The organism is Anaerocolumna aminovalerica, from assembly GCF_900115365.1.
Taxonomy (GTDB): Bacteria; Bacillota; Clostridia; order Lachnospirales; family Lachnospiraceae; genus Anaerocolumna; species Anaerocolumna aminovalerica.
This window is the reverse complement of sequence record NZ_FOWD01000038.1, coordinates 22,112-38,397: the sequence shown is the minus strand read 5'-3', so window position 1 is coordinate 38,397 and position 16,286 is coordinate 22,112. Positions and strand designations below refer to the sequence as shown.

At 36.4% G+C, this 16,286-nt stretch carries 17 protein-coding genes and 1 riboswitch; of the genes, 13 read left to right on the top strand and 4 right to left on the bottom strand.

Annotated features, from left to right (window positions below):
* Positions 1-330: 330 nt before the first annotated feature.
* Entirely contained in the window at positions 331-999 is a 669-nt protein-coding gene (trhA, locus tag BM183_RS16655) for a PAQR family membrane homeostasis protein TrhA (RefSeq protein WP_091688084.1), read from the bottom strand.
* Between the two features lie 441 nt (positions 1,000-1,440).
* Here trhA and BM183_RS16650 point away from each other — a divergent pair, with 441 nt between their 5' ends.
* The 6 genes from BM183_RS16650 to BM183_RS16625 all read left to right on the top strand — a co-directional run bounded on the left by BM183_RS16650 (position 1,441) and on the right by BM183_RS16625 (position 5,748).
* Entirely contained in the window at positions 1,441-1,626 is a 186-nt protein-coding gene (locus tag BM183_RS16650; protein ID WP_091688082.1) for a DUF951 domain-containing protein, read from the top strand.
* Positions 1,627-2,074: 448 nt separating this feature from the next.
* On the top strand, positions 2,075-3,127 hold the full coding sequence (locus BM183_RS16645; RefSeq protein ID WP_091688080.1) for an NAD(P)H-dependent flavin oxidoreductase: 1,053 nt from the start codon (positions 2,075-2,077) through the stop codon (positions 3,125-3,127).
* 164 nt (positions 3,128-3,291) lie between these two features.
* On the top strand, positions 3,292-3,579 hold the full coding sequence (gene rpsF, locus BM183_RS16640) for a 30S ribosomal protein S6 (protein ID WP_091688078.1): 288 nt from the start codon (positions 3,292-3,294) through the stop codon (positions 3,577-3,579).
* Positions 3,580-3,600: 21 nt separating this feature from the next.
* Positions 3,601-4,035 (top strand): single-stranded DNA-binding protein, encoded by a 435-nt coding sequence (locus BM183_RS16635; protein ID WP_091688076.1) that lies wholly within the window; start codon positions 3,601-3,603, stop codon positions 4,033-4,035.
* Between the two features lie 52 nt (positions 4,036-4,087).
* A complete protein-coding gene (gene rpsR, locus BM183_RS16630; protein ID WP_091688074.1) occupies positions 4,088-4,363 on the top strand; it encodes a 30S ribosomal protein S18 in 276 nt (91 codons plus the stop codon).
* A gap of 440 nt (positions 4,364-4,803) precedes the next feature.
* The gene (locus tag BM183_RS16625; protein WP_091688072.1) at positions 4,804-5,748 is read left to right on the top strand and encodes a nucleoside hydrolase; all 945 of its coding nucleotides are present in this window, start codon (positions 4,804-4,806) and stop codon (positions 5,746-5,748) included.
* Between the two features lie 127 nt (positions 5,749-5,875).
* Here BM183_RS16625 and BM183_RS16620 read toward each other — a convergent pair whose 3' ends face one another.
* A complete protein-coding gene (locus BM183_RS16620) occupies positions 5,876-6,451 on the bottom strand; it encodes a hypothetical protein (protein WP_091688070.1) in 576 nt (191 codons plus the stop codon).
* Positions 6,452-6,963: 512 nt separating this feature from the next.
* Between BM183_RS16620 and BM183_RS16615 the strand changes: the two genes are divergently transcribed.
* Positions 6,964-7,758 (top strand): FMN-binding protein, encoded by a 795-nt coding sequence (locus tag BM183_RS16615; protein WP_170848053.1) that lies wholly within the window; start codon positions 6,964-6,966, stop codon positions 7,756-7,758.
* Between the two features lie 576 nt (positions 7,759-8,334).
* Here the strand turns inward: BM183_RS16615 and tatC are convergent.
* Positions 8,335-9,078, bottom strand: a complete 744-nt coding sequence (gene tatC / locus BM183_RS16610) for a twin-arginine translocase subunit TatC (RefSeq protein WP_091688066.1) — start codon at positions 9,076-9,078, stop codon at positions 8,335-8,337.
* A gap of 10 nt (positions 9,079-9,088) precedes the next feature.
* Positions 9,089-9,286, bottom strand: a complete 198-nt coding sequence (locus tag BM183_RS16605; RefSeq protein WP_091688064.1) for a Sec-independent protein translocase subunit TatA/TatB — start codon at positions 9,284-9,286, stop codon at positions 9,089-9,091.
* A gap of 268 nt (positions 9,287-9,554) precedes the next feature.
* Between BM183_RS16605 and BM183_RS16600 the strand changes: the two genes are divergently transcribed.
* The 6 genes from BM183_RS16600 to moaC all read left to right on the top strand — a co-directional run bounded on the left by BM183_RS16600 (position 9,555) and on the right by moaC (position 16,266).
* Positions 9,555-10,187 carry a ferredoxin-like protein gene (locus BM183_RS16600; RefSeq protein ID WP_091688062.1) on the top strand — a complete coding sequence of 211 codons (633 nt, stop codon included), beginning with the start codon at positions 9,555-9,557 and terminating at the stop codon, positions 10,185-10,187.
* Positions 10,188-10,200: 13 nt separating this feature from the next.
* A complete protein-coding gene (locus BM183_RS16595; protein WP_091688060.1) occupies positions 10,201-12,327 on the top strand; it encodes an aldehyde ferredoxin oxidoreductase in 2,127 nt (708 codons plus the stop codon).
* Between the two features lie 82 nt (positions 12,328-12,409).
* Positions 12,410-13,195, top strand: a complete 786-nt coding sequence (locus tag BM183_RS16590) for a hypothetical protein (RefSeq protein WP_091688058.1) — start codon at positions 12,410-12,412, stop codon at positions 13,193-13,195.
* A 16-nt stretch (positions 13,196-13,211) separates the two neighbouring features.
* Positions 13,212-13,346: riboswitch (molybdenum cofactor riboswitch) on the top strand.
* Positions 13,347-13,488: 142 nt separating this feature from the next.
* Positions 13,489-14,514 carry a molybdopterin-binding protein gene (locus BM183_RS16585; RefSeq protein WP_091688056.1) on the top strand — a complete coding sequence of 342 codons (1,026 nt, stop codon included), beginning with the start codon at positions 13,489-13,491 and terminating at the stop codon, positions 14,512-14,514.
* A 2-nt stretch (positions 14,515-14,516) separates the two neighbouring features.
* Complete coding sequence (locus BM183_RS16580) at positions 14,517-15,743, top strand: molybdopterin molybdotransferase MoeA (protein WP_091688054.1); 1,227 nt, start codon at positions 14,517-14,519, stop codon at positions 15,741-15,743.
* Between the two features lie 37 nt (positions 15,744-15,780).
* Entirely contained in the window at positions 15,781-16,266 is a 486-nt protein-coding gene (moaC, locus tag BM183_RS16575; RefSeq protein WP_091688052.1) for a cyclic pyranopterin monophosphate synthase MoaC, read from the top strand.
* Positions 16,267-16,286: the final 20 nt, after the last annotated feature.

The window sequence follows — 16,286 nt, the reverse complement described above, 5'->3', positions numbered from 1 at the left end:
TAATAGAATCATCAAAAGACTGGATTTACATATATAATGATTTAATTTACGAAATTCAAAAATGTCGTTCACAAATCCGTCGTAACCGGAAATATGAACGACAAATGACACGTAACAGAAGAAAATATCACAAAAACTCAAAACCAACTTTATAAGTATATTTAAGTGAATATTTGCAAAAAGCCTATTCTGTTAGGTTTATTTATTATACTCTTTTTTTAAAAAAATGAAAATATAAAATATAAATAATATAATATTTTTCTTGTAGAAATTTGCTATCATCTAAAGTTGACGACATTGAGCGTCCTACTGCAACAAATAGAGTAAAACTTAAGGCATTACTGCAATAAATCTATACATGAAGATGAAGTGGCAGATACTTCCGCCCAGACAGAACAAATGAAAAATCTCATGAGTTCCAAAGTTAGGGTGTTTATTATTGAATATAGGTAATTTTAATGCATAGATTAATCCGCCGATGGTATAGATAATACCACCTGCCAACAGCCATCCGAAAGCGGCAGATGGGAGAGCGCTCATTAATGGTGTAAATGCCAGAACACATGTCCATCCCATGGTAATATATATAACGGAAGAAACCCATTTGGGACAATACACCCAGAAGGCTTTAAGGCAGATACCAAGAATAGCCATGCCCCATATGGCAATAAGTAAGCTAATGCCAACTTTACCTCTTAGAGCGATAATACATATGGGGGTGTAGGTGCCGGCGATTAATATGAAAATCATCATATGATCAAATTTTTTTAAACGTCGGTTAATCTTGTCTGTTAAATCAAAGGTATGATATACTGTACTTGCAGTATATAATAAGATTAAGCTTAGAGCAAAGATGGCCAAGGAGATTACATGTACTTTCTCCGGGGAATCAGAAGCTCTGATTAACAGTGGAAGGGCAGAAAACATAGCCATCAGCATACCGATAAAATGTGTAATTGCACTGCCCGGGTCTTTTAGTTTCTTAATTTTTTGAGACATAAAATCATTCCTTTCTTATTATATAATGTAAAAATATTATGAGCTGTTAGAACTCTAGCTATTCATGCTATATAGTTATTATTTCTCTATATAACGATTGAATAACTTTAAGACGTAGTTTTTAAAACCATATGAAATATAAATCAATACTACACCTTTATAAACTAAATTTCAATAGTAAATTTGGTTTATTTGTGAAAAAGATTTCGATTTTTTTAGACAAATTATGTATGCGGATCTTATATATAGGTTGAATACAGTGTTTACGAGTAGAAAAAGGCTTGGAATAAGCAGACTAAAGTTGAATTTAACAAAGTAAAAAAAGAAAGGAGAGCAGGGACTGTTGTAAAATAAATTGAGATACCAGATTAGTTGATTATAGGTATATTAGGATAGTATCTGATATAAATATTCATTTTGCAGCAGACCTAAAAAGATTTTATGGATATTCAGTTAGGAGATGTTATTAAACTAAAGAAGCAGCATCCTTGCGGAAGCAGTGAATGGGAAGTTTTAAGAATAGGTGCAGATTTTCGTTTAAAGTGTATGGGATGCGGACATCAAATTATGCTACCTAGAAAGCAGGTTGAAAAAAGCATTAGACAGATAACAAAAAAACAAGAATAAATGAAATCAATTTAAACATTATCTAAGTAGTGATTAAATGAATAATAGTCAATTGAAAAATAGTTATAAATGAGGGCTTTTGCAAATTTGTCATTCAGAGTCTGGCAAATATAGTATTGCAAAGGGCCTTTTTTATTTTGATGATTATATGATCTTTTATAGGTACAATAATTGCATTTAACTTGCTCATTGCACAATAATTCCTGCAAGATTAGATTAAATTAAGTGTATAGGTTTATGACGTGAAATCAGGGATTTTCCTAGATTCTGAAAACCATATGAAATAAATACAAATAGTCGTTTTACACTGACAGCCATTGTTTGAGATGCCGTAATTCGGTAACATGTCTGAAATGTTAAAGATAGATCTTCTGAACCGGCAGTTCGCGCGGTGCACAAATGACTGTCCGTTATTAAAAGGCGTTAAAGCGCCGGAATCGAGGTTAATATGTACAAACCACTTAAAATCGGAAATTTAATTGCAAAACTACCTGTCATTCAAGGGGGCATGGGGGTAGGAATCAGCCTGAGTTCCCTGGCAGGAGCCGTGTCAGCTCAAGGCGGTATAGGGGTGATTTCTACAGCCCAAATAGGTTTTACAGAACCGGATTTTGATGTAAATCCGTTAAAAGCTAATTTAAGAATGATTGGAGAACATATAAAAATGGCAAGAAAGCTGGCACCGAAAGGAGTATTGGGTGTCAATATTATGGTGGCTACACAGAATTATGCTTCCTATGTAAAAGAAGCAATAAAAAGCGGAATTGACCTTATTATATCAGGGGCAGGTTTGCCTATGGAACTGCCGTCAATTGCAAAAGAGAGCCAAACCAAGCTGGTGCCTATTGTATCTTCTTTAAAAGCTGCTAATGTTATATTTAAAATGTGGGATAAAAAAGATAATACAGTACCGGATGCCATTATAATAGAAGGTCCGAAAGCGGGAGGACATTTAGGATTTAAACCGGAGGAATTAGAAGATATTAGCCTTCCTGATTACGACAAAGAAATAGAAAAGATCATAGAGCTTACAAAAGGTTACGAAGCAAAATATGAAAAAGAGATTCCGGTTATCATAGCAGGCGGCATTGAAAATAAGGCAGATATGGAACATTACCTGTCCTTAGGAGCAGAAGGTATTCAGGTGGCTACCAAATTCGTTACAACAAAAGAATGCGATGCAGATATAAAATATAAAGAAGCTTATATTAATTGTAAAGAAGAAGACATTATTATAGTAAAAAGTCCGGTAGGGATGCCGGGACGTGCTATCAGGAATAAGTTTATGGAACGTGCAGCATTGGGACGGATTCCGGTCAGAAAATGTCATAATTGTATTATACCATGTAATCCCGCCACTACGCCTTATTGCATTACGGATGCCCTTACTAACGCTGCAAAAGGTAATTTAGATGAAGCATTATTATTCTGTGGTGCCAATGCTTATAAGGAAACAAGAATAAGAACGGTAAAGGAAGTTTTAGCTGATTATTTTGGATAATTTTATAAAAAATAACGAAACTTTAAGAATATGGATAAAAAAATAAAAATTACTTGCATTGCTTGGCAAACTGTGATAAAATTTATACTCGTGATATGTTATACAAAATTTTCCTTGCTCTTTCCAAAGAAAGGGCCAGAGACCAAAAGGAGGTGCAAACAACTATGAACAAATATGAATTAGCCTTAGTTGTAAATGCAAAAATCGAGGATGAAGCCAGAACAGCAACAGTAGATGCCGTTAAAGAACTTATTACTAGATTTGGCGGTACAATTACTAACGTTGATGAATGGGGTAAGAAAAGATTAGCTTACGAAATTCAGAAAATGAAAGAAGGCTTCTATTATTTCATCCAATTCGATGCTGATTCAACATGCCCAGGCGAAGTCGAAGATAGAATTCGTATCATGGAAAATGTTATCAGATTCTTATGCATTAGACAGGACGCATAGTAGAAGGAGGTATTCCTTAATATGAATAAAGTCATTTTAATGGGCCGTCTTACAAGAGACCCGGAAGTTAGATACTCTCAGGGAGAGAATTCTTTAGCAATAGCAAGATTCACATTAGCTGTAGACCGTAGATTTAAAAGACAGGGTGAACAGGACGCTGATTTTATCAGTTGTGTTTCCTTTGGAAAAACTGCAGAATTTGCTGAAAAATATCTGAAACAAGGAACTAAAATTGCCATAACCGGAAGAATTCAAACTGGTAGTTATACCAACAAAGAAGGTCAGAAGGTTTACACAACGGAAGTTGTTGTAGAAGAAACAGAATTTGCAGAAAGCAAGTCCGCTAGTAGTGAATCCGGTTATCAGAATACATCAAGACCAGCTCCAACAGAAGCGATCGGTGATGGATTCATGAATATACCAGATGGTATTGACGAGGAATTACCATTTAATTAAGCATTAGAATAATATATGTAATAATCATCATCGGATAAGGAGGTTAGGTGCAATGGCATTTAATAAAAATGATAGAAACGATAGAGCCGATTCCCCAATGAGAAGAAGAACACCTCGCAGAAGAAAGAAAGTTTGTGTATTCTGCGCAGATAAGAATCATACAGGAATTGACTATAAAGATGTGAATAAATTAAAAAGATATGTATCTGAAAGAGGTAAGATTCTTCCTAGAAGAATTACCGGTAACTGTGCTAAGCATCAAAGAGCTTTAACAGTAGCTATTAAGCGTGCAAGACATATCGCTTTAATGCCTTACACTTTAGATTAAGCCCTTATTTTACTAGGGTTCCTGAGATTGTGGAAGTCGGTTTACACGGCTTGTACACAACTTGTAGAAAAAATGAAATAGCCATTACATGACATGGAGGGGATACCTTATCTGGGTTGTGTAGTGGCTTTTTTTGTTGCGAAGAAATATTAGGATGTGGTAAAGCAACAGACTCTCAAGCGATAGACATAAAAGAATAAGCAAGCTGGTATCATGGTATTACCAAATCATTTATGAAAGGGTAGGATAAAAGGGAAGGGTTGACTGAAGGGTAATTAATGGTAAAATAATAATGGGACAATAAACTGCATTATTAAAACGATCTTTAGTTATTTATCATAGATTCTGCAAATTAGTTACCATTAAAAGCAGAACCTTCCATCCTGCCAGAAATATAAAAGCTTTTAAACATTTGTGTAAATGAAAGGAAGATAATGAAAATGAAACATATATTAATTGATTGTGATACCGGAATTGATGATTCTATTGCAATTTTGTACGCGCTGAAAAGTAAAGGTTTACATGTGGAAGGTTTTACAACTGTATACGGTAATACATCTTCTAGGCAGGCAGCAGAAAATACGCTGCGTTTAATTAAGCTATCCAAATGCGGTTACGAAATACCAGTGGCACTTGGTGCAAATGAGAATCTGGAGGGTGAATATGGCCCCATTCCAACCCATATTCACGGAGACAATGGTATTGGTAATGTAGAATTGCCAAAGTCAGAACAAAAATTACTGGAGGAGAGTGCTCCGGATTTTATTATACGTAAAGCAAATGAACTTCAAGGGGATTTAACTATTGTAGCCTTAGGGCGGTTAACCAATATTGCTTTAGCCTTAGTAAAAGATCCCAGACTGCCTTATAAAGTTAAAAATCTTGTTATAATGGGAGGAACTATAAATAAACCAGGGAATGTAAATCCTTATGCAGAAGCCAATATCTATGGTGATGCAAGGGCAGCAGACATAGTATTCCGTGCAGGTTTCCACATGACAGTGGTGGGTCTTGATGTTACAACAGAAACTTATTTATCAGGACAGGATATCTCTACATTAGAAAAATACTGTGCTGAGGAAAACAGAGATATTGTCGATTTTATTAAATCAGCATTAAAGTTTTATTTTAAGTTTAATTATGATTCAACAGGAATTCAGGATGGATGTGTAGTTCATGATCCCTTAGCAATGCTAATTGCAGAAAATCCATCTATCGGTGAGTATCGTATGATACGTGCTGCTGTGGAATATGAAAGTCAGGAGTTCCGCGGCATGATTAAGACGGACGAAAGATTTATTTCAGATTATTCTCATGACGAAATTCTATATTGCATTAGAGTAGACTCTGAATTGGCAACAAGAAGATTATTATCGGTGTTCTGACAAATATAATATTTATTATAGTAATTCAATAAGGTTCATACCTGATATATGGGACTTCGCACGAATAACCAAGAAGCCGAAATAAAGACGGAGGTTATTCGTGCCGGTGTTCGCCATATAATAGAAATTACATACATTTACTTATTATTTGATGCAGATGCACTTTCGCAAAATTAGCAAATGAATCTTCTTCTTGTTTTAGAGTAAAATCTGCATACTCTAAAACCGCCTGTGCACTTGGTTTTATACTAGAAGATGTACTGCTTTCAATCATAATAAAGCAGGCAGGCTCTGCTACAAGACGTGCACTGTTAGATTCACAGATAACCAGAGTGTCTTTTGGTACCAATTTCAATGCTTCTTCTAATGCTTCCCTTATATTTTCTTTAAAAGCACGGATAAGATAAACATGCCTGGCTCCTGCTTTTTTTAATAACATAGTATCTTTTGTACCTTCGCCAACTTCCTCTGTTATATCAAAGCATTCTTTTAACCCTTTGCATATACCGCATCCTTTACCCCCTCTGGGACATATATCCCCTTTATCATGTACGGTAATTAGTTTGAATGCGATAATAGGCATTTTATCTTTGTATTCATCAATAATCCGGAGAGCAAGTGTTGTTTTTCCACTATTACGACCTGTTGCTCCAATTAGTATCATCTGTTTTGCTTGCAGAAGATCTGCTTTCTCTGTATTCATATATGGCTCCAATCTTTCAGTAAGTATGTAAAATGTGAAGGAAAATAGTCTTCACCTATTTTAGAATACCGCTAAGCGGTTCATGTTTATAAGCATGAAGAAAAAGATATTATTCGCAAATTATTTGACCTCATAGGGATATCCTGTTAGGAGGGGATTGATAAATAATTTTCAATCTTAAGACTTTTTAGTCTATTAAAATTGTATATATTATAGCATTTACAGGATTAAGATACAATATGGATGAAAGGATAATAGACTGATAATTACCATAAAGGCCTTAAATACTTAAAAATATATGATATAAGGCCATTTTTTTATAAGAAATCAAGAAAGAAACCAGTTCATATAACTAGAAAGAAACTGATAAATGTTTAACAAATAATCTTTACATGTACGGTACAATTTGGTATCATTTTAAAGAGAGATTTTCTTAATAAATGGATTTTTACAAATTAGACGGTGGCAGATAACTTTGCTAAATCATGACAAAATGTATAGGAGATGAGATTATGCGTAGAAGAAGATATGGTCAAGGTATTGCTTTAGGTGCAATGTGTGTTTTATCCTTGGGGATAATTTTTAGCATGAGAACAATTAAAGATCAGGCAGTTGTTGCTGCCAGCGGCACACCGGTAGATATAACCGGAATGAGTGGGGATACATATCAGGTGAAAGAATTGCATACATTGGAGGACGGAAGTTATGTGGTGTATGGAACAGCCAAAGGATTTGCAAGTGATATAGAAACAGCAGTAACCTTTGATAAGACCGGAGAAAATATTTTATCTTTAGAAATTGTATCACAGGGAGAGACAGATGGTATAGGCAGCAAAGTAACAGAAGATGCATTTTTAAGCCAGTTCCATGATATTACTGCACCTATTAAAGTTGCAGATTTAGAAGTGGTATCACCAACTACCGGAAAGGTAAATACATCAGGAGAAGCTGCTGCAACAACAGAATTAGCTGGTGAAGATTATAGTTCATCAGAATGGAATCCAGGGGATACTTCACCGGAAGCTAATGCAATGCGTACTTTATATGCGGCAGGTTTGCTGGCAAGTTCTAAAAATGGTGAAAAGCTATCCACACCCCTTACAGATTTATCACCGGAGGATCAGGCAAAGGCTAAACTGCAAAAAGCTAATCTATTGGTGAGTGGAAGTGAAGAAGAACCGGCAGGAGAGCCAGTAAATGTCACTGATATGGATGCTATATCAGGTGCAACTGTTTCTTCAAAAGCTGTTGCTGTTACAATTAATAATGGGTATTTCTTTTTAAAGGAAGCAGTATTAAATAAGTGATGTTTCTTATGTAAAAAGTGAGACTGTCATAGGCAGGGCTTGTTCATAATATATTAAGAAGTGGTTTAGTTGTCATATAGATGGAACATTCTCCTATAAGATAACGAAGGAGATTAAAATAGAAAGCATAGTTTGCAGCCATGTGTAATCCCAAGAAAGACCTACTTGGAATTGATGAACGCTAACTTATGAGACGGGAGGGTTTACTTTTGCAAAATATCTATTTTAAAACTAATGGTGAACCTATATGGATTGATACTTACGAAATGCCATATTGAAAGAAGAATGGTGTAATAGGTTTAAAATATAGTTTTATATATAAAAACCGTGGTGCATACCAAGTGCATCATGGTTTTTTTAAAAGTAGTGGGAAAAGCAACTACTCTTCAAATTTTTTTAGTACTTTTAAATATGCTATATTAAAAACAGAATGGTGTAAATGATTTAAAATAAACTCATAAATAAAAACCATGGTGCATACCCAATGCATCATGGTTTTGTCTTTAAGAAGCAGATTTCTATTATCCACTTATAGTAGATAATCTGTTTTATATTATAAAAGTGTCCCCTTCATTATTATGTATGGCTTTCGCTCATAACTCGCTTTTTCTTTTTGCTTTTATCTACAATTGTGCATATTAATATACTTAATTCTAATAAGATTGTCATAGGAACACCCAGCATTATTTGCGTTACCACATCTGGTGGTGTAATAATTGCGGCAATGATAAATATAATTAATATTAATACACCATGGCTTTTCTTCAAAAAGGCAGGTTTTAAAATGCCGAGTAGTGATAATAAGAATGCAACTACAGGTAATTCAAATACGACTCCAAAGCATAACAACATTGTATTACAAAAAGAAATAAAGCTTCTGATTGATACAGCTGCAGTTACGGTCTCCAAACTTATTCTCATAAAAAAGTCTAAGGTGATGGGAAGCGCAACATAATAGCAAAACAACACGCCGCCAATAAAGAAAAAGAATCCAAAAAACAGGGATAAAAGGACGTATAGTTTTTCTTTTTTATAAAGCCCGGCGGATACAAACATCCAAATCTGTAAAATAGTTATGGGGGAACATATGACAATAGCACAGGTTATTGCTAATTCTATACATGCCATAAAATTCTCAGAGGGTGATAGATATACGAACTGCATCCCAGGGTTTAAATTTAAAATATATTGTATCAGAGTTTTCATAAATTGATAACAGACCAATGCTGCACCAATATTTACAACCAAAATGATGATTAACCTTTTCCTAAGTGCAGCCAGATGTTCCACCAGTTTATTGGTCTTTTTCGTCGAATCCATATCTGCCACCTTAAGCGTTTTTGTCGTCTTCTATAGTATCTTCTGTTATGCTATTTAGCTCCTTTTTTACCTGAGAACTTCCCTTCTTAAATTCTTGAATCGCTTCTCCCAAAGAACGCCCAACTTGTGGAAGTTTACTAGGCCCAAAAACAACCAAAGCAATACAAAGGATTAGAATTAATTCAAAAGGTCCAATTCTTCCAAACATAATAACTACCTCATTTCCAATTATTTATTAAATCAGTTTCTAAGTTCTACCTCATTATACATTAGATATATTTCAAAATCAATAAATATTTGTCCAAAATGTTAAAAAAATAACGAAAGTATATTGACTAACTACATGATGCCGATATACAATAAAGGAGTTAGAGATATTGCACAGGGCCTGAACTTTTCAGTGGTTTAGGGGATAAAGTTCAATGCAATAGGAAAGAGACATAAAGGAAAAAAATTACTAGAATGGAGGATTTTTTATGTCTAATGACGTGAAGACGAGCTTTTTTGACAAACAAATGACAAGAAGGCAGTTCTTAAAAATTTCAGGGAAAAGCATAGCAGGACTCACTGTTTCTGCAACAATGCTTTCCTTATTCGGTTGCTCACAACGGGAAATTGAAAATGAACAGGTAGCAACCTGGGCGCTTCCACAAGGCTTATTAGTAGTAAATACTGCAAAGTGTACCGGATGTGAAAGATGTGAACATAACTGTACATTAGTAAACGATGGGGAGATTTCTACTTATGTTTCAAGAGTTAAAGTAAGCCGTAACCTACATATTCATGGAAAAGAAGGTATGTATAATAGCAGTTTTACATATTATCCGGATACCTGCCGTCAATGTAAGGACCCTGCATGTGGTAATGCATGTCCACAAAAAGCTATCATTGCCAATGGCCAGGGGACAAGGGTGGTAGATGAATCGAAATGTGTTGGTTGCGGAGCTTGTGTAGAAGCCTGTCCATGGCATATGCCAGCCGTGAATCCGGAAACAAACAAATCAAGCAAATGTATTGCATGTGGTGCTTGTGCAGCGGGATGTCCTAGTGGTGCTTTAGCTATTATTCCTTGGGATGAAGTAACTGCAGCTGCTCAAGCTATTGTATAAGGAGGGATAAATTATGGCAACATACGGATGGGCTGGAAAAATTCTTCGTGTTAACTTAACAACAGGAAAGATTACAACAGAAGATTCAACAAGATTTCAGGATTATATTGGTGGTATGGGTATGGGTTATCGTATTATATACGAAGAAGTACCTTTAGAAACAAAACCATATGATGAAGCATCAAAATTTGTTATGGGAGTAGGACCGTTAACCGGTTCAAGTGTACCATGTTCAGGAAGAATGAATATTTCTTTCTTATCTCCATGGTCAAAAGGTAACTCTATTATAGATGCCCATATGGGTGGACATATTGGGCCTCGTGTTAAATTTGCAGGTTATGACGCTATTGTAGTGGAGGGTAAATCTTCATCTCCAGTATATCTTAAGATAGATGATGATAAAGTAACCTTAGAAGATGCATCCCATATCTGGGGAAAAGGTACCTTTGATGCTAATAGGATTATGACGGAAGAGAATGGCCGGGAGTTTGAAACAGCAGCAATAGGACCAGCAGGCGAAAATTTAGTTAATTATTCAACCTTGAATACTTCCTTTGGTAACTCAGGAGGCGGCGGTATCGGTGCTGTTATGGGAAGTAAGAAGTTAAAAGGTATCGCAGTGCGTGGTACCGGCTCTGTTAAAGTTGCAGATCCCCAAAAAGTCATGGAATTAAATAATTACATGTTAAAAGACCTGATTGGCGCTAACAACAATCATAATGTTCCTGCAGTTCCTCAAAGCTGGGCAGAGTATTCTGCGGTAGGCGGAAAGAACCGTTGGTCAGGTGGTCCTGGCCGTCAGTGGAAGAAAGCAGAAGGCGGTCCTATTGACATGGGAGAACAACCATGCGGTGATATTAATAAGATAGCATACCGTACTTTAAAAGGTGTATTTGACCATGGTGAAGTCGCATCAAATTACATAATAAAGCAAGGCGGATGTACCTCTTGTCCAATTCGTTGTTACACCCAATATGAAATGGATCCTCTTGCAGATTTTGATCTTCCGGTTCATGTATCTAATACTTGTGTTCCTATCCTTTATGGATTTATGTTCTACCCAAGCGGAGTTAAGGATTTTGAATATGAAGGAGATGCAAGCCTTGTTATGAGCGGTGCAACTTCACATGCACTGGATGATATGGGATTATGGTGTAATTATGCCAACCTTTATAGAGATTTTAACTGGTTATTTGTATCCGGCAAGGCAAAAGAAGTGCTTCCTAAAGAAGAATATGACAGCCTTCCTTGGGAATGGGAAAAGAGCGGTGATCCTCGCTGGGCAATAGAAATTATTCGTCGTATTGCTTATAAGGAAGGTGAACTTGCAACCTTAGGAGAAGGTACTCTTGCCATGGTTGAAAAATGGAAACTTGGAAAAGAATACTTTGACAAGATTGATTCAAATAATACCAATATTACATATAACGGTTATCCAAAACATCATGCAAATGAAGATTCCGGACAAATTGGTTTACTATTCAACTTAATGTATAATCGTGACTGTATGATTCATCATTTAACTAATGTTGAAAATTCCGGTGCCCCTTACGAAGTATCGAAAGCAACTATGGAAGGTTTCTTTGGTAAAGGCTGCTACGATAATAAGAAGGCTTATACACCTATGAACCGAAACAAAGCCAAAGTAGCTAAATGGGCATTTAACGGAAAACAATTCCACGATAGTGCTACTGTGTGTAACTGGATGTGGCCAATGACACAATCACCTTCAAGAGAGAGAAATTACGTTGGTGACTTAAATCTGGAAGCTGATTTTATGTCAGCCGTAACCGGTGTAAACTATACGAGAGAAAGCCTTGAATTTGCATCAGAACGTATATCTCAAATGCTTCGTGTTATGACAGCAATATCCTTTAATATTGCATTTGGGGACACTAGTTTACGTAATACACATGATGCGATTCCTAATTGGGTATTTGAGCAAGATCCTGATTTCAAAGCATTTGAAGAGGGTACTTATAAAATGGACCGTGACGATATGGAACTTGCCAAGGACTATTTCTATGAAGAAATGGGCTGGGATGTTAAGACCGGTATTCCTACAAGAAAAACCCTTGAGAAATTTGGCTTAGGAGATATGGCAGACGATCTGGAAGCCAGAGGAATTCTCCCAAGATAATAAGGAAAATCATATAAACTTAGTTCAATAATTTATTTATAGTGCAGCCCTGATAAAAGCTGGCATAGAAAGAGGATATAACATGTTATTTGGAAGAAAGAAACCGGGTTTTGTAAAGATTGAAGAAAGCGATAAAGATGCAAATAATATTTCAGAAGAAACAATTCAGGAAACAACGGAGAATAAAACCTCAGTAAATGATAGTGATTTAAATTCTAAAACAGGAAACGAAGCGGAAGATTCAAATAAAACTTCAGAAAAGCCTGATTTACTTGAATTCCTTTCATCCTTGCCTGATGTAGAAGATGAATTTGCAGATCTTGTTGAGCCTGAAGACCAAAACGAGGCTGAAAATGAAGAAATGACAGAAGCAATGAAGTTGGCAGATTATATACGTCTTCGTTCAGCTGCCGGTAATTTAACCAAATATGCTTCTTTAAAAAAAGAGATAGAAGAGGTGGATCAAATTCTTATGGAAATAAAGAAGGATGAAGCCTGCGAAGACATTGTATATAAGGAAGGTCAGAATGATAAATACTATTATTCTAAGTTGAATATGAGCGATAATTATGCTATGATATCATCATTAGTAGAAGACAAAGATTTGGTCACCACCATAGTGAATATGGTACGATTTAATAGTAAGACATATCCGGCACCAACTCCTGTAACCTACTTTGAAAAACATCCTTATTATGCAACCAGGCCCCAGATAGAAAGGGCTTATACTGTTCTTTCCGGTAAAGAAGAAAATAGTGATATAGAACGATTTACGAATAACAAAAATGTTGATTTTCTATTCTCTACGAAATTCATGACACCAAAGTATGCCAAGGCCTTAGCACATGAGGATGATTTCATAGACTAATTATTAACCAATACAATTTAATAATAAGCTCCGAGCAAAAGCATCTAAGGAGAATTCTAGGATGCTTCGCCAAAGCAATGGATTTGCTTTTGGGTTGAAGTGGAAACGCCTCAGCCTTCCGTGTTTGAAAAGGAGTATTTAGATAGAGGCTGCTGGAGCAGACTCTAGTCTTCATACTGCCTTTTCCGAAAGAGAGAAGGCAGTTTTTTGTTAATAAAATCAGTATTCAACCTTAGAAGCTAAGATCAGTAAATCTTTGCGTTTTGGTCTGTCCGGGAAAGGAAGGTAACATAATGAAATTAATCAATACCCTAGATGCAGTGGGTCATGTACTATGTCATGATATTACAAGAATCGTAAAAGATGTAGAAAAAGGTGTGGCATTTCACAAAGGCCATGTAGTAAAAGAAGAGGATATACCGGTTTTATTATCCATAGGCAAGGAACATCTTTATGTATGGGAAAAAGATAGTAACTTATTACATGAAGATGAAGCAGCAGAAATTTTATATGATGTTTGTAAAAATGAAAATATGACCCGTTCGGAAACGAAAGAAGGAAAAATTGAGCTGTTTGCCGGATGTGACGGATTATTTGTAGTTGATGTGGATAGACTGGAAGCCATTAATTCCATGGATAATATGATGATAGCAACCAGGCATACCAATTATCCAGTTAAAAAAGGAGATAAATTAGCGGGAACCAGAATTATTCCCTTAGTTATAGAAAAAGAAAAAATGGATGAGGTTAAGGAAGTTGCAGGACCGGAACCTTTGTTAAAACTGCTGCCATATCCAAAGAGAAAGGCAGGCATTGTAACTACTGGAAGTGAAGTGTTTTATGGACGTATCAAAGATACCTTTACCCCTGTTGTGGTAAACAAATTATCCCAATATAATATAGAGGCTGTGGAGCATGTTACAGTTAATGATGAAATGGATAACATTGTAAAGGCAATTAAAGAATTAAAGGAAAAAGGTGTGGACTTGATTGTTTGTACCGGTGGAATGAGCGTAGACCCTGACGACCGTACCCCTGGTGCTATCAAGGCAAGTGGAGCCGGCATTATTTCCTATGGTGCACCGGTATTGCCGGGAGCAATGTTTTTAATGGGATACTTTGAAGACGGAACCCCGATTATGGGACTGCCGGGATGTGTTATGTATGCAAAAGCAACAATCTTTGACTTGGTACTTCCAAGAGTTGCAGCAGGTTTAAAAATAGAGAAAAAGGATTTGGTAAAATTGGGACATGGCGGACTGTGCCTTGGCTGTAAAGTCTGTACCTTCCCAGAATGCGGCTTCGGGAAAGGCGTGTAAAAATGGAACAAATAGGAATAGAATTGGAACAAGCAGTAGAAATCATATTAAGCAGCGGAAGGAAGATGAAGAGAACCCAGTTTGTTTTTACCAAAGAGGCAAACGGGAGAATTTTGGCAGAAGATATATATGCTCCCTTTGACAATCCTCCTTTTCATCGTTCTCCCTTAGATGGTTTTGCCCTTCGTTCCAAAGACCTGGAGGGGGCTTCTAAGGAAATACCTAAGTCCATTCAGGTTATTGATACTGTTTATGCAGGGGGCTGCTGTAACCAGACTGTAAATCAAGGTGAAGCTGTTCGGATTATGACAGGAGCACCGATACCTGAGGGGGCAGACTGTGTTATACGGCTGGAGGATATAAAAGAAGGATTTAATGAGGAGAATACCCTTATATTAGTTGACAGGGAATTAAAGCGTTATGATAATTTCTGCTTTAAAGGGGAAGATGTAAAGAAAGGCACTCTGCTTTTGCAAAAGGGCGTAAAATTAACCTATATCGAGCAGGGAATTCTATCTTCTTTAGGTATTGAGCAGGTAGAAGTATATGATAAATTAAGAGCGGTGGTATTTGCAACCGGAGATGAACTGGTAGAGCCGGGGACAGAATTAAAGCCGGGAAAAATATATGACTCCAATCTGCTCATGTTATATGCCAGACTTTGTGAGTTTGGAATAGCACCTGTTATAGCAAAACATCTTTCTGATGAACCGGGGGAAGTTGCCAGAGCTATAGAAGAGAGCTGTCAAAAGGCCGACCTTGTTATAACTACAGGAGGGGTATCTGTAGGCGATAAGGATATATTCCATGAAGTATTACCCATTCTTGAGGCAGAAAGGCTTTTTTGGAAAGTGAATCTAAAGCCGGGAACTCCGGCAATGTTTGCTGTATATAAAGGAATACCTATGTTTCATTTGTCCGGTAATCCATTTGCAGCAGCCACTACTTTTGAACTGTTAGTAAGGCCGTATATTGCTATGGCAGGCAGGGATGAATCTTTATGCACAAATAGAAAAAAAGCTGTGCTGGAGGATGATTTCATAAAGGTAAGTAATGGCCGAAGATTTATACGTGGAAAAGTGGAAGACGGAAAAGTATCCATACCTCCTGCCACACAACATTCTTCCGGTATGCTGGCATCTATGGCAGGCTGTAATTGCCTGATCGACATACCTGCAGGCAGCATGGAATTACATAAGGGCAGTGTGGTTGAGATTCTTTTATTATAAGATAAACCTCTAATAATTCCCAAAACAAGGAGTGTCTATGGAGAATAAATTAAACCATTTTGATGATGATGGCAATGCAGTAATGGTTGACGTATCAGGTAAGCAGGATACCTCCAGAACTGCCATAGCAAAAGGCAAAATTCTGGTGAACGATGCTGTAATGAATGCCATTGTGAATAAAGAAGTTAAGAAAGGGGATGTGCTTGGAGTAGCAAGGGTGGCAGGAATTATGGCTGTCAAACGGACTTGGGAGCTGATTCCTATGTGTCATCCCCTAATGATACAAAAATGCAGCATTGACTTTGAAGTAGATCAGAAAAACAATACCATTACTGCAATAAGCACTGTTAAAGTAGAAGGAAAAACAGGAGTTGAAATGGAAGCACTAACTGGTGTTAATATTGCTCTGCTGACTATATATGATATGTGTAAAGCCATTGATAAATCAATGGAAATGACGGAAATACATCTGGTTCAGAAAACCGGAGGCAAAAGCGGAACTTTTATTAATAAATCAGAATAATGGAAACTAATATTGGGATC

Excerpts from the sequence above, each read along its gene's own strand:
- trhA (WP_091688084.1), bottom strand. The coding sequence starts at position 999 with ATGTCTCAAAAAATTAAGAAACTAAAAGACCCGGGCAGTGCAATTACA.
- BM183_RS16650 (WP_091688082.1), top strand. The coding sequence starts at position 1,441 with ATGGATATTCAGTTAGGAGATGTTATTAAACTAAAGAAGCAGCATCCT.
- BM183_RS16645 (WP_091688080.1), top strand. The coding sequence starts at position 2,075 with ATGTACAAACCACTTAAAATCGGAAATTTAATTGCAAAACTACCTGTC.
- rpsF (WP_091688078.1), top strand. The coding sequence starts at position 3,292 with ATGAACAAATATGAATTAGCCTTAGTTGTAAATGCAAAAATCGAGGAT.
- BM183_RS16635 (WP_091688076.1), top strand. The coding sequence starts at position 3,601 with ATGAATAAAGTCATTTTAATGGGCCGTCTTACAAGAGACCCGGAAGTT.
- rpsR (WP_091688074.1), top strand. The coding sequence starts at position 4,088 with ATGGCATTTAATAAAAATGATAGAAACGATAGAGCCGATTCCCCAATG.
- BM183_RS16625 (WP_091688072.1), top strand. The coding sequence starts at position 4,804 with ATGAAACATATATTAATTGATTGTGATACCGGAATTGATGATTCTATT.
- BM183_RS16620 (WP_091688070.1), bottom strand. The coding sequence starts at position 6,451 with ATGAATACAGAGAAAGCAGATCTTCTGCAAGCAAAACAGATGATACTA.
- BM183_RS16615 (WP_170848053.1), top strand. The coding sequence starts at position 6,964 with ATGCGTAGAAGAAGATATGGTCAAGGTATTGCTTTAGGTGCAATGTGT.
- tatC (WP_091688066.1), bottom strand. The coding sequence starts at position 9,078 with ATGGATTCGACGAAAAAGACCAATAAACTGGTGGAACATCTGGCTGCA.
- BM183_RS16605 (WP_091688064.1), bottom strand. The coding sequence starts at position 9,286 with ATGTTTGGAAGAATTGGACCTTTTGAATTAATTCTAATCCTTTGTATT.
- BM183_RS16600 (WP_091688062.1), top strand. The coding sequence starts at position 9,555 with ATGTCTAATGACGTGAAGACGAGCTTTTTTGACAAACAAATGACAAGA.
- BM183_RS16595 (WP_091688060.1), top strand. The coding sequence starts at position 10,201 with ATGGCAACATACGGATGGGCTGGAAAAATTCTTCGTGTTAACTTAACA.
- BM183_RS16590 (WP_091688058.1), top strand. The coding sequence starts at position 12,410 with ATGTTATTTGGAAGAAAGAAACCGGGTTTTGTAAAGATTGAAGAAAGC.
- BM183_RS16585 (WP_091688056.1), top strand. The coding sequence starts at position 13,489 with ATGAAATTAATCAATACCCTAGATGCAGTGGGTCATGTACTATGTCAT.
- BM183_RS16580 (WP_091688054.1), top strand. The coding sequence starts at position 14,517 with ATGGAACAAATAGGAATAGAATTGGAACAAGCAGTAGAAATCATATTA.
- moaC (WP_091688052.1), top strand. The coding sequence starts at position 15,781 with ATGGAGAATAAATTAAACCATTTTGATGATGATGGCAATGCAGTAATG.